The organism is Mycolicibacterium monacense, assembly GCF_010731575.1.
Classification (GTDB): Bacteria; Actinomycetota; Actinomycetes; order Mycobacteriales; family Mycobacteriaceae; genus Mycobacterium; species Mycobacterium monacense.
The window spans coordinates 2,902,972-2,918,955 of the sequence record NZ_AP022617.1; the positions used below are offsets into that span (position 1 = coordinate 2,902,972).

Consider the following 15,984-nt stretch of genomic DNA (forward strand, 5'->3'; position numbering starts at 1 on the left):
GCGCCTTGCCGTTTCACCAACTCGCCGTGGCACCCGCCGACGTCGACGGGGCCGCGCTCGGCCTGGCCCTCAACGCACCCGCCCCGGTCCCGCTGGCCGGCATCCGGCTGTCGCACCGCCGCGGCGGCGCGCTCGTCCTCGGCGTGCTCGGCGCCTCGCACGTCGTCACCATCGAGCACCCCGCCGGGGGGTTCAGCGAAGAGGTGTCGTGTTCGGCCCATGCGTACGGCCGCACGCTGCCCGGCCGGTTCGAGGGCCCGGGCTACCGCTTCGAGTCGGAGACAACCGTCTGTGCCGCAACGGAATTCGAGACCCTGGCGCAGCGGTTGCACGAGCGCTGCCTGACCGACCGCAACAGCCTCGGCGGCCGCTTCCCCGGCGACGACGCCGCGCTGACCGTCCTGCAGGCACGCCCCGACGGCCCCGGGTGGTGGTGGCAGACCTGGCATCTCTACCCCGGCGGCCCCCGCGTCCCTGGCGGTACCGCCGTCCACACGACCAGCCGGTGGCACCCGTGACCCGCACCGGCTTGTTCACCCTGTCCGGCGCGCTCGCCGTCGGCGGTGTGGTCTGCCTGCTGCTGGGGATGTCGTTGATGGGCGGCAACATCCGCGATCATGTCGCCGCGAACTACTCCCGGTACGCCGGCGACACCGACGGCACCGACTACACGTGCAGTGGATCGCCGAGCGCGGTGGCCGACGACCTGGCCGCCCAGGTTCGGCCCGAAGCACGTACGACCGACCGGGGAACGACGTACCTGCGCTACGACGACGAGATCGTCATCGTCGGCCCGGACGGGACCCGCCCCTGCACCATCCGCGTCGAAGAGCTCGGCGCCCGCTACAGCTCGGGCGGATTCATCTTCCTCGGGCCCGGATTCTTCCCCGGTTCACCGTCCGGTGGGTCGGGTGGCAGCCCGGGCGGTCCGGACGGTTCGAAGTGACACCCCCATGAAGGAGCATCCGATGTACCTGGCGGTCGAATTCGGCACCATCAGCGGTGAGAGCCTGGCCCAGAACGTGGTGGCGGCGATCCTCTACTTCGTGATCGGCGCGCTGGTGCTGGCGGCCGGGTTCGGGCTGATGGACCTGCTGACGCCCGGCAGCCTGCGCCACCTGGTGTTCGTCGAGTACCGGCCCAACGCCGTGGCGGTCGCGTGCGGTATGTACTCGGCGCTGGCCATCGTGGTGGTGTCCGCGATCATCGCCAGCTCGGCCGAACTCGGTCAGGGTCTCCTCGACGCCGCCGTCTACGGCATCGTCGGGGTGTTGCTGCAGGGGGTGGCGCTGGTGGTGCTCGAAGTGGCCGTGCCGGGGCGCTTCCGCGATCTGATCGAGGCCGACCGGCTGCACCCGTCGGCGATCGCGACCGCGGTCGTGCTGCTGGCGGTGGGAGGGCTGAACGCCGCCGCACTCTCATGACGACGACAGACTCATGACGACGACCGAACCCGCGCCGCCGGAGTCGGCCACCGGCCGTCCCTCGCCCCGCTGGCGGGCGCTGCTGCTGGCCGCCGTCGCCGCCTGCGCCGCCTGCGGTCTGGTGTACGAACTGGCGCTGCTGACCCTGTCGTCGAGCATCCACGGCGGCGGCATCGTCGCGACGTCGCTGATCGTCGCAGGCTACGTGGCGGCACTCGGGGCGGGTGCGCTCGCGGTCAAACCCCTGCTGGGGCACGCCGCGATCACGTTCGTCGCCGTGGAGACGCTGCTCGGGGTCATCGGCGGCCTCTCCGCCGCCGCGCTGTACGTCACGTTCGCGTTCATCGGCGGTTCGACCTGGGTGCTGGTGGTCGGCACGGCGCTGATCGGCGGCCTCGTCGGCGCCGAGGTGCCGCTGCTGATGACGCTGCTGCAGCGCGGTCGCACCGCCGGGGCCGCCGACAGCGGGCGGGTGCTGGCCAACCTCAACGCCGCCGACTATTTCGGTGCACTCGTCGGCGGGCTGCTCTGGCCGTTCCTGCTCCTGCCGCACCTCGGGATGATCCGCGGCGCCGCCGCCACCGGGGTGATCAACCTGGTCGCGGCCGCGGTGGTCGCGGTGTTTCTGCTGCGCCACATCGTCTCGGGCCGGCAACTGGCCGTCGCGCTGGGTGCGTTGAGCGCCGCGCTGGTGCTGTTGGTGACGCTGCTGATCCGCGCCGACGGGATCGAGACCACCACGCGCCAACGGCTTTACAACGACCCGATCGTGGCGTTCGCCCGCTCGCCGTACCAGGAGATCGTCGTCACCAGACGGGGTGACGATCTGCGCCTCTACCTCGACGGCGGGCTGCAGTTCTCGACCCGAGACGAGTTCCGGTACACCGAGAGCCTGGTGTACCCCGCACTCGGGCAGGGTGCGCGATCGGTCCTCGTTCTCGGCGGCGGCGACGGGCTGGCCGCTCGGGAGTTGTTACGCCAGAACCAGATTCGCGACATCACCCAGGTGGAGCTGGACCCGGCGGTGATCGACCTGGCCCGCACGACGCTGCGGGAGGCCAACCGCGGCGCCCTCGACGACCCGCGCGTCACCGTCGTGGTCGACGATGCGATGACGTGGCTGCGCAGCGTCGACCGGACCTTCGACGCGGTGATCGTCGACCTGCCCGACCCCGACACCCCGGTGCTGGGCCGCCTGTACTCCACGGAGTTCTACGCGCTGGTCACCCGCGCGCTGGCGCCGGACGGGCTGATGGTGGTGCAGGCCGGCAGCCCCTACTCGACGCCGACTGCGTTCTGGCGCACGGTGTCGACGATCGAGTCCGCGAGTTTCGCGGTCACCCCGTATCACGTCCACGTGCCGACCTTCGGCGACTGGGGTTTCGCGCTGGCCCGTCGCGGTCCGACACCGCCGGCGCCCACGGTCCCCGAAGGCGTTGGGCCGCTGCGGTTCCTCAATCAGGAGGTGCTCGACGCCGCGACGGTGTTCTCCGCGGACGTGGCCCGGCAGCGTTTGGAACCGTCGACGCTGGACCATCCCCGCATCGTCGACGACATCCGCAAGGGCTACCGCTAGCCCTCCGGCGGCTGCGGCCCGTTCTCCAGCAGGTTCCGGAATCCGTCCTCGTCGAGCACCGGCACACCCAGTTCGATCGCCTTGTCGTACTTGGAACCCGGTGAGTCGCCCGCGACCACGTACGCGGTCTTCTTCGACACCGAACCGGCCGCCTTGCCCCCGCGGGCGATGATCGCCTCCTTCGCCTCGTCGCGGGAGAACCCGGCCAGCGACCCTGTGACGACGATCGACAACCCCTCCAGCGTGCGGGCGATGCTGGCGTCGCGTTCGTCGGCCATCCGCACCCCCGCGGCGCGCCACTTCTCGACGATCGCGCAGTGCCAGTCGACCGTGAACCACTCCTTGACCGCGGCGGCGATCGTCGGCCCCACACCCTCCACCGCGGCGAGCTGGTCCTCGGAGGCCTCGATGATCGCGTCGAGACTGCCGAACTCGGTGGCCAGCGCCCGCGCCGCCGTCGGCCCGACATGGCGGATGGACAACGCGACCAGCACCCGCCACAGCGGCTGCGCCTTGGCCTTGCCGAGGTTGGCCAGCAGCCGGCGGCCGTTGGCGGATACGGCGCCACCCTTCGTGGTGAACAGCTCGGTGCGCAGCAGGTCGTCCTCGGTCAGCGTGAACAGGTCGCCCTCGTCGGTGATGACACCGGCCTGCAGCAGCGCGATGGCCGCCTCGTACCCGAGACCCTCGATGTCGAAGGCGCCGCGCCCGGCGACGTGGAACACCCGCTCCCGCAACTGCGCCGGACACGTGCGCGAGTTCGGGCAGCGGATGTCGGCGTCGCCCTCCTTGGCCGGGGCGAGTTCGGTGCCGCATTCGGGGCAGTGCGTCGGCATCACGAACTCGCGTTCGGTGCCGTCGCGCAGATCGACGACGGGCCCCAGCACCTCGGGGATGACGTCACCGGCCTTGCGGATCACCACGGTGTCGCCGATGAGCACACCCTTGCGTTTGACCTCCGAGGCGTTGTGCAGCGTCGCCAGGCCCACGGTGGAGCCGGCCACCTTCACCGGTTCCATGTAGGCGAACGGCGTCACGCGGCCGGTGCGGCCGACGTTGACCCGGATGTCGAGCAGCTTGGTCTGCGCCTCCTCGGGCGGATACTTGTAGGCCACCGCCCACCGTGGCGCGCGCGAGGTCGCCCCGAGCCGGCGCTGCAAAGCGATCTGGTCGAGTTTGACGACCACACCGTCGATCTCGTGTTCGATGTCATGACGGTGCTCGCCCCAGTACGCGATGCGCTCCCGCACCGCGTCCATACCCTGCACCCGGGTGGTGTGGTCGGACACCGGCAGCCCCCAGGCCCGCAGCGCTCCGTACGCCTCGTGCAGGCTGGTCGGACTGAACCCCTCCGTGTAGCCGATCCCGTGACACACCATCCGCAGCGGGCGGCGCGCCGTGACCGCCGGATTCTTCTGCCGCAACGAGCCGGCGGCGCTGTTCCGCGGGTTGGCGAACGGCGGTTTCCCCTCGGCGACCAGCCCCGCGTTGAGCGCCTCGAAGTCGGCGACCCGGAAGAACACCTCACCGCGGACCTCAAGCACCGCCGGGTGGGGGAACTCGTCGGACGGGGTCAGCCGTTCGGGCACGTCGTCGAGGGTGCGGGCGTTGAGCGTGACGTCCTCGCCGACCCGGCCGTCACCGCGCGTCGCGGCGCGTTCCAGCCGTCCGTCCCGATACACCAGCGCCAGCGCCAGGCCGTCGACCTTGAGCTCACACAGATACGCCGCATCGTCGCCGACCTCGGCGCGCACCCGGCTCGACCAGGCGGTCAGCTCGTCGACGTTGAAGACGTCGTCGAGGCTCAGCATCCGCTCCAGATGTTCGGCCGGGGTGAAGTCGGTGGCGAACCCGGCGCCGCCCACCAGTTGGGTCGGCGAATCCGGGGCGCGCAGCTCGGGATGTTCGGCCTCCAGCGCTTCGAGTTGCTGGAAGAGCTTGTCGAAGTCGGCGTCGGAGATGACCGGGGCGTCGCGCACGTAGTACCGGAACTGGTGGTCGCGGACCTCGTCGGCGAGCGCCTGCCAACGGTGGCGCAGTTCGGCCTCGGCTTCGGTGGCCTGCTCCTGCGGCCCGGCATCCGGGGTCGACTTCGCGCTCACCCCCGAAGGCTATCGAAGCCCTGTGACAACCCCTAGCCTGGCGGATGTGCCGCATCCGATCATGTTCCGCGACGACGACTTCGGGCTGGCCCAGGTGCGCACCATCGCGCTGGGCTATCCCGAGGCCCACGAGAAGATCTCCCACGGGCGGCCGTGCTTCTTCGTGTCGAAGATGTTCGCGATGTATGGCGGCAGCACCAAGGAGACCGGGCAGATGTCCACCGTGCCCCACTGCGTGCTGGTCAAGGTCGACGAGTCCGACCGGGAGGCGCTGCGGGCCGACGACCGGTTCTTCGTGCCGGCCTACCTCGGCCCGTCGGGCTGGCTCGGACTCGACTTCGACCGGGCCGACGTGGACTGGGACGAGGTGGGCGAACTCGTCGACGCCTCGTTCCGGTTGGTCGCGCCGCGCCGGTTGGTCAGACAACTCGAGGGACCCTGACCGCGCGGCGCGCCGCTCGTGGTTCGATCGGGACACCATGAGTTTCGCCAGCCCGTACCCCGCCGTCCAGATCCCGACGACCAGCGTCTACGACTACCTGTTCAGCGACCTCAGCGACACCGACGCCCAACGGGTCGCGCTGATCGACACGCCGTCCGGCAACCGGATGACCTACGGCGAGATGCTCGCCCGCATCGACGCCTTCGCCGGTGCGCTCGCCGACCGCGGCATCGGGGTGGGTGACGTGGTCGGGTTGCTCGCGCCCAACAGTTCGGCGTTCGCGATCGCCTTCCACGGCATCCTGCGCGCCGGTGCGACCGCCACCACCGTCAACGCCCTGTTCACCGCAAAGGACATCGCCAACCAGCTGGCCGACTCGCGGGCCACGATGCTCGTCACCGTCACGCCGCTGCTGGCCCACGCCGCCGAGGGTGCCGCCGCCGTCGGACTCGCCGACGACCGCGTGATCGTGCTCGACGGTCCGGGCGCGGCCGCCGACGGGCACCCCAACGCCGCCGACCTGCTCGGCCCGGGCTTCGCGCCGCCGGAGGTGAGCTTCGACCCGGCCACGCATCTGGCGGTGCTGCCCTACAGCTCGGGCACGACCGGCAACCCCAAGGGCGTCATGCTCACCCACCGCAACCTGACGGCCAACGTCGCGCAGATCCGGCCGGTGCAGGGTATGACGGCCGACGACCGGATCCTGGCCGTACTGCCGTTCTTCCACATCTACGGGATGACCGTGCTGCTCAACGCCGCACTGCACGCCCGCGCGGCGCTGGTGATCATGCCGATGTTCGACCTCACCGAATTCCTCGCCAACATCGCCGACCACAAGTGCACGTATGCGTTCATCGCACCGCCGGTGGCCGTGGCGCTGGCCAAACACCCGCTGATCGACGAGTACGACCTCTCGTCGCTGCAGGGCATCATGTCCGGCGCGGCCCCGCTCGACGCGGATCTGGGCCACGCCGTCGCCGAGCGCCTGGGCTGCGCGGTGGTGCAGGGCTACGGGATGAGCGAGCTCAGCCCGGTCAGCCACGTCACGCCGTTCGACGGCGGCGTCGGCCTCGTGGGATCCGCGGCGCCGCTGGCGTCGAGCGGATGGACGGTGCCCAACTCCGAGAGCAGGATCACCGACCCCGAGACGGGCGCCGAGATCGACATCCCGCCCAGCGGGATGAGCGCCACCGGGGAGCTGTGGTTCCGCGGCCCCAACGTGATGGCGGGATACCTCAACAACGACGAGGCCACCCGCGAGACCATCGACGACGAAGGGTGGCTGCACACCGGCGATCTCGCCCAGGTCGACGCGCAGGGTTGCGTCTACATCGTCGACCGGCTCAAGGAGCTGATCAAGTACAAGGGCTACCAGGTGCCGCCGGCGGAACTGGAGGCGGTGCTGCTGAGCCATGACGCGATCGCCGACGTCGCGGTCGTCGGCGTCGTCGACACCGAATCCGGCGAGGAGGTGCCCAAGGCGTTCGTGGTGCGCCGGCCCGACGCGTCGCTGACCGAGGCCGAGGTGATGGAGTTCGTCGCCGGTCAGGTCGCGCCGTACAAGAAGGTGCGCAAGGTGGAGTTCATCGACGCGATCCCGAAGTCGGCGTCGGGCAAGATCCTGCGAAAGGATCTCCGGCACTAGTCCCCCCGCCTGCCCCGCCGAAACTGCTGCCAGATCACCGTTTCGACGAAATCCGTGACCTCTGAGCAGTTTCGGCGCTCAGAGGGCGTCGGGGTCGTCGGCGAACGCGTCCGCGGTCTTCTGGGTGAGTTCGACCGCGCGGCGCGCCCACTCCGGCGTGGCGGTGGCCAGCCCGCACGCGGGCGTGACGCCGATGCGTTCGCGCAGCACAGCGCGGGGGAAGCCGAGTCGGTCGGTCAGCGACACCGCGGCGGCGGCCACTTGTTCGACCGACGGCCTCGCCGCCGGCGCGGCACCCGGCACCACGCCGAGCAGCACCGTACGCCCGGATTCGACGAACTCGCCGATCCCGTCGAGGTCTTCGGCGGTGAGCGTCACGGCATCCACCGCGACGGCCTGTAATCGGCTGCGCAGCAGCAGTTTCCAGGGCAGACCGACGGCGCAGCTGTGCAGCGCCACCTCGCCGCCGACGCGGGCGATGCACTCGTCGAGCAGTTGGGTGGCGACCGCCTCGTCGACGGGGTGCACCGGGGTGAAGGCCGTCACCCCGGTGAGCCGGCCGGCCAGGGCGGCCGGCAGCAGCGGTTCGTCGAACTGCACGACCACCGGGGTGTCGAGCCGGCGGGAGACCTCGGCGCGGTGCACCGCCATACCCTCCGCCAGCGAGGCCGCCAGGTCGCGCACGGCGCCGCGGTCGGTGAGGGCGCGGTGCCCGCCGGGCAGTTCGAGTTCGGCGGCCAGCGTGATCGGACCCGGCGCCTGAACCTTGACGGTGCGCCCGGAGCCGCGCAGGCCGGACTTCTCCCACGCCTCCTCGAGCGCGTCGACGTCCTCCTCCAGCAGGCTTCTGGCGCGGCGGACCGCCGAGCTGCGGCCATGGGCGATGCGGTAGCCGCGGGGCACGATGTCGATGCCGATGTCGACCAGCAGCGCTCCGGCCCGGCCGATCATGTCGGCGCCCACCCCGCGCGACGGGAGTTCGACCAGGTGGGGCAGGGTGTGCAGTTCGCCGACCACGATCTCGGCGGCCTGCCGCGGGTTGGCTCCGGGCCAGGATCCGATGCCGGTCGCGGCGGCGTAGACAGTCACCCGGTGCACAGTATTCGACGCGGTTAGGCTCGTCCTCGGGAAGGGGACGGCGATGACCGCACAGGCCACTGCGCTGATGGTGTCGGTCGCGGCCGTGCTCACCGCCGGATGTGTGTCGGTGGTCGGCGGCACCGCGGTCCGCTCGACGCCGGGCCTCGACGACGACTCCCGCTCCCCCGTCGATGTCGACACCGTGCTGCTCGAGACGGCGCAGATGCAGGCGATCACCGGGGCGGGCGAGGATCTCACGATCATCCCGACCATGGACGGCAAGATCCCGGTCGACATCGAACCCCTGATGGAACAGATGCCGACGCCCTGCCAGTGGCTGTTCGCCGAATCGCAGACGTTCGGTGACGAGGTCGAGGAGTTCCACAAGACGACGTTCCAGAACCCGCCCGACGGCGGCCTGATCTCCCAAGGCGCGGCCGGCTACCGCGATCCCGAGACGGCACGGCGGGCGTTCGACGGTGTGGTGGCCCTCGTCGACGGCTGTGGCACAACGAATTACGGTCCCGCGTACATCGGCGAGTGGACCGCCACGGCGGATGCGGTGCAGACCCGGCCGGGCGACTGCGGGCGGGACTACAGGCTGAAGTCGACGGTGCTGGTCGAGGTGACGTTCTGCGCGTTCACCGAGGCGGTGCCCGACATCGTGATGACGAACATTCTCGCGAAGGTGCCGGGTTAGTTGTGCCGCTCTCGCGTGAAATAGCATTCCCTGTCGTCAAGGCGACTCTTTGACAGCAGGGAATGCTGTTTCGCGAATGACTACCGCCCGGCAGCCCCGCTGATCGTCGCGCTGGCCAGCACCTCGTCACCCTCGGGATCGGGCCGGTAGATCACCATCGTCTGCCCTGCCGCGACGCCACGCAGCGGCGCCCGCAACTCGACCGACAGGACGCCGGCGTCGTGAGACGCGACCGCATCCGCCAGCCCGCCGTGCGCGCGCACCTGAACCTGACATTCCACCGGACCGCCGAACGCCGCACCTGAGGTGAACACCGGCCGCTCACCGGTCAGCCGCGACACGTCGAGATCCTCGGCGCCGCCGACGCGCACCGTCCCGGTGGCCGCGTCGATCCCCGTCACATACCGCGGCTGCCCGTCGGGACCCGGCCCGGCGATACCGAGACCCTTACGCTGCCCGATCGTGAACCCGTGTACGCCTTCGTGTTCGGCGAGTTTCGTCCCGCCGGCGTCGACCACCGCGCCGCGCCGCACCCCAATGCGCGCACCGAGGAACGCCCGGGTGTCCCCGGACGGGATGAAACAGATGTCATGGCTGTCTGGCTTGTCGGCGACGGCCAGTCCGCGCTCCGCGGCTTCGGCGCGGATCTGCGCCTTCGGGGTGTCACCGATCGGGAAGACCGCGTGCCGCAACTGCTGTGCGGTCAGCACCGCCAGCACATAGGACTGATCCTTGTCCGCATCCACCGCCCGGCGCAGGCGGCCGTCGGACAACCGCGCGTAGTGGCCGGTGGCCAGCGCGTCGAACCCCAGCGCCAGCGCACGCCCCGCCAGCGCGGAGAACTTGATCTTCTCGTTGCACCGCACACACGGATTCGGCGTCTCGCCGCGCTCGTAGGAGGCGACGAAGTCGTCGATCACGTCCTCTTTGAAGCGGTCCGCGAAATCCCAGACGTAGAACGGGATGTCGAGCACGTCGGCGACGCGGCGGGCATCGCCGGCGTCCTCCTTCGAACAGCACCCCCGCGACCCGGTGCGCAGCGTGCCCGGGGTCGCCGACAGCGCCAGGTGCACCCCGACGACGTCGTGGCCGGCGTCGACCATGCGCGCCGCGGCGACCGAGGAGTCGACGCCGCCGCTCATCGCGACCAGAACCCGCATCAGTCGGTCACCCCCGATGCGGCCAGCGCCGCCTGCCGGGCCCGGTCCACAGCGGCGGGCAGCACCTCGAGGGCCGCGTCGACGTCGGCGTCGGTGCTCGTATGCCCCAGCGACAGCCGCAGCGAACCGCGGGCGCTGGCCGGGTCGGCCCCCATCGCGATCAGCACATGCGACGGCTGCGCCACCCCGGCGGTACACGCCGAGCCGGTCGAACACTCGATTCCCTTGGCGTCCAACAGCATCAGCAGCGAATCACCTTCACAACCCCGGAACGTGAAGTGGGCGTTACCCGGCAACCGGTCCACCCGCGAGCCGTTGAAGGAGACGTCGTCGATGGTGGCCAGCACACCCTCGATCAGGCGGTCGCGCAGCGCGGACACCCGGGCGCGATGTGCGTCGAGCCCGTCGATTGCGACCCGCGCCGCCGCCGCCATGGCGACCGCTCCGGCGACATCGGCTGTGCCGGAACGCACGTCGCGCTCCTGGCCGCCGCCGTGCAGCAGCGGCACGCACGCGGTGTCGCGCCGCAGCAGCAGCGCCCCGATCCCGGTGGGGCCACCGAATTTGTGCGCCGTCACGCTCATCGCCGAGAGTCCGCTCGTCGCGAAGTCCACCGGCAACTGACCGACGGCCTGCACCGCGTCGCTGTGCATCGGCACGCCGAACTCCGCTGCGACCGCGGCCAGTTCCGCGATCGGCTGGACGGTGCCGACCTCGTTGTTCGCCCACATCACCGACACCAGCGCCACGTCGTCGCACGACTGCAACACCTCGCGTAGGGCGGCGGCGGTCACGGATCCGTCGGCCTGCACCGGCAGCCAGGTCACCTCGGCGCCCTCGTGCTCGACCAGCCACTGCACCGCATCGAGCACGGCGTGGTGCTCGATCGGCGTGGTGACGATGCGGTTGCGCCTCCGTTCGGCGTCGCGGCGCGCCCAGAAGATCCCCTTGACCGCGAGGTTGTCACTCTCGGTGCCACCGGCGCAGAAGATGATCTCCGACGGGCGCGCCCCCAGCAGCCCGGCCAGCGTCTCGCGGGCCTCCTCCATCCGGCGGCGGGCCAACCGACCCGCGCCGTGCAGTGAGGAGGCGTTGCCGACAGTGGTCAGCACAGCCGTCATCGCCTCGATGGCAGCGGGGTGCATCGGGGTGGTCGCGGCGTGGTCGAGGTAGACCGACTTCGGCGAGGTCATGGCCCGTCCAGGATAGCCGCCGACCGGGCACCGCCCGGATCGCCGGGTCAGGCGGCCAGGGCGTGGGCGGTCGCGGGCGCCGCCGCGCTGCGCCGCACGGCCGTTTCGCAGCGGCTGGCCAGTTCGCGGCGGTCGTCGCCGGGCAACTGCAGCGATTCGACGCCGACGTGGCAGACCGTGCGACGGGCGGTGATCACACGCCGCACCGAACCCAGCAGCGAGTCGTCGCCGACGAACGCGGGCACGGTGGACAACCGTCCGTCGTGGTGGCGGTAGGTCATGCTCAGCGGCTGCACCGGGCGGCCCGCGTCTACGGCGGCCTGGAACATCGCGGGGCGGAAACGTCCGTAGCCCAGCCCGCACCAGGTGGTGCCCTCCGGGAACGCGACGACGGTGTGGCCCGCCCGCAGCCGGTCGGTGACCGCGGCCACGACCGCGGGCAGCCGGCGCAGGCTTCCGCGGTCGATCGGGATGACCTTCATCAGCCGGACCACGGGTCCCAGTGCCGGCCAGTCGACGAGGTCGGCGCGTGCGACGAACGATCCGGGCAGCACCGCGCCGATGGCGAAGATGTCCAGCCAGGACACGTGCCCGCTGACGACGAGCACACCCCGCAGGTTGCGGATGGGACCACCCGACACGGCGATCCGCACACCGAAGCTGCGCAGCATCAGACGGCAGTACGCCCGCTGCACGTGCCACCGGCCTGGCAGGGGCAGCGCCAGCAGCCAGACGGACGAGAACAGCGCCACGGCGGCGCAGACCCGCACGCCCGTGCGCACCGCCACCCACCACCGTCGCCCGGGCCGGTCGGCGCCGGCGGCTACGCAGCTCGCATCGCAGGTGGCGCGCTGCAGCCAGGCGTGTTCGGTCGTCAGCGTCATGACGCCGACCCGGTCGCCGCCGACACCGACCGCAGCCGGCGCAGGTAACGGGTGTCGGCGTGACGCTTGTCCAGCAGCGCCGGGAAGTCGCCGACCCCGAAGTCCGGATCGTGGGCGGGCTCCCCGCAGACCTGCGCTCCCAGCCGGAGATACCCGCGCATCAGCGGCGGCACGCCCGCCCGTACCGGCGGCGGGATGTCGTCGAGGCCGCGGCCGTCCACGACCACCGGACGGTACGGGTACACGGTGTAGTGCTCGGGAGCGGCGTGCCTGCGCCGCACGAAGTCGCGCACACCGCGCACCTGGGTGCCGGCGGGTTCGCCGTCCGCACCGGCGATCGGCACCGATACGCAGCCGGTGACGTAGTCGTAGCCGCAGCGGTCGAGGTAGGCCAGGATGCCGGCCCACATGAGCAGCACCACGCCGCCGTTGCGGTGGTCGTGGCGGACGACGGCTCGGCCCATCTCGACCAGCGACGGCCGCAGCGGGTCGAGCGCGCGCACGTCGAACTCGGTGGCGGTGTAGAGGCCACCCGCGGCGATCGCCCCCGGCGGCGGCAGCATCCGGTAGCAGCCGACCAGCTCACCGGAGGTCTCCTCGCGCACCAACAGGTGGTCGCAGTACTCGTCGAAGCGGTCGGCGTCCCGACCGTCGAGCGCCCCGGTGAGGGCGAATCCGGGTTCGGAGGTGAACACGTCGTGGCGCAGCCGCTGCGCGGCGGCGATCAGGTCGGAATCGGTGGACAGCAGCAGCGAATACCGCGGAGTGTCCGCGGCCTTCGGGTGATCGGCGGCGATATCAGCGGCGATGAGGACAGATGCAGCGCTCATATCCAGCACCGTCGCCGAGCCGGTCAGCGCGGCGGCAAGCACCGCGTGACGTGTTCGTGCACGCTCGGTGACGAGTTTGTCGTTCCCCTGCCCGGGGGCTACATCACCGCGTGGCCCGCGTCGACCGGTAGCGCCGTTCCGGTGATGTAGCGCGCCTTCGGGCCGGCCAGCCACACGACGGCGTTGGCGACGTCCTCGGGTTCGACGAACGGGACGGGCAGCAGGTTGCCCGCCATGGCGTCGGAGGTCGGGTTCGCCGCGAACACGGTGGCCATGTGTTCGTTGAGGATCATCGGGGTGCCGACACCGGTCGGGTGCACCGAGTTGACCCGGATATTGTGCGCCGCATACGCGTTGGCCGCCGAGCGCATCAGCCCGACGACGCCGTGTTTGGACGCCGCGTAGGCGAACATCGCGGCGCTGCCGTCGCCGCCGCGGCCGACCAGACCCTGCATGGAGCTGGTGAGGATCATCGACCCGCCGCGTCCCTTGCTGATGATGGAGGGAGCGGTGGCCGCGATGGTGTGCCAGACGCCGTTGAGGTTGGTGTCGACGATGTCGCGGTAGAGCTGTTCGTCGGTGGGGTCGGTCAGCCCGATCGCCACGACGCCGGCGTTGGCCACCACGATGTCCAGTTCACCCAGCTCGGCGGTCCCGGTGCGCACCGCGGCCTGCAGGTCGGACAGGCTGCGCACGTCGGCGATCGCGGTCACCACCTGACGTCCTGCGGCCCGGACCAGATCGGCGGTCTCGTCGAGATCTTCCTTGGTCGCCAGGGGATACGGGATGGACTCGATGTCGGCGCAGCGGTCGATCGCGATGATGTCGGCGCCCTCGGCGGCCAGTGCCACCGCGTGGCAACGGCCCTGACCGCGGGCGGCGCCGGTCACCAGCGCGACGGTGTTGTCGAGTTCTCCCATGACCTGCCTTCGTTGCCGGTGGGTTGTCGGACCCTCGACTATACAAACGTACAAAGTCCCGTCGTATCCGGAAAGGTCGGTACTCCTTGGCCGGCAATGCGAAAACCCCGGCACCGTGAGATGCCGGGGTTCTCGGAGTCGATCAGGCCGAGTGGATCAGCCCTTGCGCGCCTTGACCTTCTCGGTGAGCTGCGGGGTGACCTTGAACAGGTCCCCGACGATGCCGAGGTCGCTGATCTCGAAGATCGGCGCTTCCTCGTCCTTGTTCACCGCGATGATCGTCTTGCTGGTCTGCATACCGGCGCGGTGCTGGATCGCACCGGAGATGCCCAGCGCGATGTACAGCTGCGGCGAAACGGTCTTCCCGGTCTGGCCGACCTGGAACTGACCCGGGTAGTAGCCCGAGTCGACCGCCGCACGCGAGGCGCCGACCGCACCGCCGAGCGCGTCGGCGAGTTCCTCGACGATGCCGAAGTTCTCGGCACTGCCGACACCGCGGCCACCGGACACGACGACGGTCGCCTCGGTGAGCTCCGGGCGGTCGCCGGCGACGGCGGGTTCGCGCTTGGTGATCTTCGTCGCGGTCTCGGCCTGTGCCGGCACCTCGACGTTGACGACCTCGCCGGCACCGTCGGCGGGCTCGGCGTCGATCGCACCTGCGCGCACGGTGATCACCGGGGTGTCACCGGTGACCTCGGCCTCGACGGTGTAGGCGCCACCGAAGATCGAGTGGGTGGCCTTACCACCCTCTGCGACCGCGATGACGTCGGTCAGCACACCCGACCCGATGCGGGCCGCGAGCCGACCGGCGATCTCCTTGCCGTCCGCGGAGGCGGCCAGCAGGACACCGGCGGGGCTGTTCTCCTCGGCCAGCGCGGCGAGCACGTCGACCTGCGGGGTGACGAGGTAGTTCTCCGCGTCCTCGGACTCGGCGACGTAGATCTTCGCCGCACCGGCGGCCTTGAGGCCGTCGACCAGCGGCTCGGCGGTGCCCGGCTTGCCCACCACGACGGCGGAGGGTTCGCCCAGGGCGCGAGCGGCGGTGATCAACTCGCTGGTGACCTTCTTGAGTGCACCTTCGGCGTGCTCCACGAGCACGAGTACTTCAGCCATTGCTTTGTCTCTCGTTTCTCAAGTCCTGAAGAATGATCTGCTAGATGATTTTTTGAGCGACCAGGTACTCGGCGACCTTGCTGCCGCCTTCGCCTTCGTCGGTGACCTTCTCGCCCGCGGTCTTCGGCGGCTTCGGCGTCGACGACAGCACCTTCGAACCGGCGTTCGCCACGCCGACCTCGTCGGACTCGACACCGATCTCGGCCAGAGTCAGGGTCGTGACTTCCTTCTTCTTGGCGGCCATGATGCCCTTGAAGGACGGGAAGCGCGGCTCGTTGATCTTCTCGTTCACGCTGACCACCGCGGGCAGCGACGCCTCGAGGGTGAACACACCGTCGTCGGTCTCGCGCTCACCGGTGACCTTGCCGTCGGCGACGGTGACCTTGCGCATGTGGGTCAGCTGCGGCAGACCCAGGTACTCGGCGATGATCGCCGGGACCGCACCGCCCGCACCGTCGGTCGCCTCGTTGCCGGCGATGACCAGCTCGGTGCCCTCGATGGCGCCCAGCGCGCGGGCCAGTGCCCACCCGGTCTGCACCATGTCCGAACCGTGCATACCCTCGTCGACCAGGTGCACGGCCTTGTCGGCGCCCATGGACAGCGCCTTGCGGATCGCCTCGGTCGCCCGCTCCGGGCCGGCGGTCAGCACGGTGACGGTGCCCTCGACCCCGTTGGCGGCTTCCTTCTCCTTGATGAGGAGCGCCTCTTCGACGGCACGCTCGTTGATCTCGTCGAGCACGGCGTCAGCGGCTTCCCGGTCCAACGTCCAATCGCTCTCGGAGAGCTTGCGCTCGGACCAGGTGTCAGGGACCTGTTTGATCAGGACCACGATGTTCGTCATGAGATGGATCGTCCTCCTCGATGAGGCCGGCCGGCGGTCGGCCCGTTACCACGTTTTGTGAAACTGGCACCATG

General features: G+C 70.5%; 16 protein-coding genes. 7 read left to right on the plus strand and 9 right to left on the minus strand.

Annotated features, from left to right (window positions below; all coding sequences use genetic code 11):
* Positions 1-5 precede the first annotated feature (5 nt).
* Genes G6N49_RS13945 through G6N49_RS13960 form a run of 4 tightly spaced genes read left to right on the plus strand, consistent with a single transcriptional unit; the run spans position 6 to position 3,000 of the window.
* On the plus strand, positions 6-518 hold the full coding sequence (locus tag G6N49_RS13945) for a DUF2617 family protein (RefSeq protein WP_011559285.1): 513 nt from the start codon (positions 6-8) through the stop codon (positions 516-518).
* Positions 515-946, plus strand: coding sequence for a DUF4247 domain-containing protein (locus G6N49_RS13950; protein ID WP_011559284.1), 432 nt, complete (start codon positions 515-517; stop codon positions 944-946). Before G6N49_RS13945 ends, G6N49_RS13950 begins: the two co-directional genes overlap by 4 nt.
* Before the next feature lie 22 nt (positions 947-968).
* Positions 969-1,424, plus strand: coding sequence for a DUF350 domain-containing protein (locus tag G6N49_RS13955; protein ID WP_083045368.1), 456 nt, complete (start codon positions 969-971; stop codon positions 1,422-1,424).
* 13 nt (positions 1,425-1,437) lie between these two features.
* Positions 1,438-3,000, plus strand: coding sequence for a polyamine aminopropyltransferase (locus G6N49_RS13960; protein WP_083045364.1), 1,563 nt, complete (start codon positions 1,438-1,440; stop codon positions 2,998-3,000).
* On the opposite strand, the gene ligA is transcribed toward G6N49_RS13960, so the two are convergent.
* Positions 2,997-5,102, minus strand: coding sequence for an NAD-dependent DNA ligase LigA (gene ligA / locus G6N49_RS13965; protein WP_083045365.1), 2,106 nt, complete (start codon positions 5,100-5,102; stop codon positions 2,997-2,999). The two genes, G6N49_RS13960 and ligA, sit on opposite strands and share 4 nt — an antisense overlap.
* A 61-nt stretch (positions 5,103-5,163) precedes the next feature.
* On the opposite strand from ligA, the gene G6N49_RS13970 reads away from it, so the two are divergent.
* Positions 5,164-5,544, plus strand: a complete 381-nt coding sequence (locus G6N49_RS13970; protein WP_011559280.1) for an MmcQ/YjbR family DNA-binding protein — start codon at positions 5,164-5,166, stop codon at positions 5,542-5,544.
* A gap of 37 nt (positions 5,545-5,581) precedes the next feature.
* Positions 5,582-7,189, plus strand: a complete 1,608-nt coding sequence (locus tag G6N49_RS13975) for a 4-coumarate--CoA ligase family protein (RefSeq protein WP_083045366.1) — start codon at positions 5,582-5,584, stop codon at positions 7,187-7,189.
* A gap of 78 nt (positions 7,190-7,267) precedes the next feature.
* Here the strand turns inward: G6N49_RS13975 and G6N49_RS13980 are convergent, their stop codons facing one another.
* Positions 7,268-8,278, minus strand: coding sequence for a uroporphyrinogen decarboxylase/cobalamine-independent methonine synthase family protein (locus G6N49_RS13980; protein ID WP_011768177.1), 1,011 nt, complete (start codon positions 8,276-8,278; stop codon positions 7,268-7,270).
* A 52-nt stretch (positions 8,279-8,330) separates the two neighbouring features.
* Here G6N49_RS13980 and G6N49_RS13985 point away from each other — a divergent pair, with 52 nt between their 5' ends.
* On the plus strand, positions 8,331-8,969 hold the full coding sequence (locus G6N49_RS13985) for a sensor domain-containing protein (RefSeq protein WP_011559277.1): 639 nt from the start codon (positions 8,331-8,333) through the stop codon (positions 8,967-8,969).
* An 80-nt stretch (positions 8,970-9,049) separates the two neighbouring features.
* Here the strand turns inward: G6N49_RS13985 and mnmA are convergent, their stop codons facing one another.
* From mnmA to G6N49_RS14020, 7 genes are all read right to left on the minus strand, one after another.
* On the minus strand, positions 9,050-10,129 hold the full coding sequence (mnmA, locus tag G6N49_RS13990; protein WP_011855277.1) for a tRNA 2-thiouridine(34) synthase MnmA: 1,080 nt from the start codon (positions 10,127-10,129) through the stop codon (positions 9,050-9,052).
* Positions 10,129-11,322 (minus strand): cysteine desulfurase family protein, encoded by a 1,194-nt coding sequence (locus G6N49_RS13995; RefSeq protein WP_011855276.1) that lies wholly within the window; start codon positions 11,320-11,322, stop codon positions 10,129-10,131. Before G6N49_RS13995 ends, mnmA begins: the two co-directional genes overlap by 1 nt.
* Before the next feature lie 47 nt (positions 11,323-11,369).
* Positions 11,370-12,206, minus strand: coding sequence for a lysophospholipid acyltransferase family protein (locus tag G6N49_RS14000; protein ID WP_083045367.1), 837 nt, complete (start codon positions 12,204-12,206; stop codon positions 11,370-11,372).
* Entirely contained in the window at positions 12,203-13,036 is an 834-nt protein-coding gene (locus G6N49_RS14005; protein ID WP_011559273.1) for a GNAT family N-acetyltransferase, read from the minus strand. The genes G6N49_RS14000 and G6N49_RS14005 overlap by 4 nt, the downstream gene beginning before the upstream one ends.
* Before the next feature lie 98 nt (positions 13,037-13,134).
* Entirely contained in the window at positions 13,135-13,956 is an 822-nt protein-coding gene (locus G6N49_RS14010) for a mycofactocin-coupled SDR family oxidoreductase (RefSeq protein WP_011855274.1), read from the minus strand.
* A 156-nt stretch (positions 13,957-14,112) separates the two neighbouring features.
* Positions 14,113-15,069, minus strand: coding sequence for an electron transfer flavoprotein subunit alpha/FixB family protein (locus G6N49_RS14015; RefSeq protein ID WP_011559271.1), 957 nt, complete (start codon positions 15,067-15,069; stop codon positions 14,113-14,115).
* Between the two features lie 40 nt (positions 15,070-15,109).
* The gene (locus G6N49_RS14020) at positions 15,110-15,910 is read right to left on the minus strand and encodes an electron transfer flavoprotein subunit beta/FixA family protein (RefSeq protein WP_011559270.1); all 801 of its coding nucleotides are present in this window, start codon (positions 15,908-15,910) and stop codon (positions 15,110-15,112) included.
* Between the last annotated feature and the right edge of the window lie 74 nt (positions 15,911-15,984).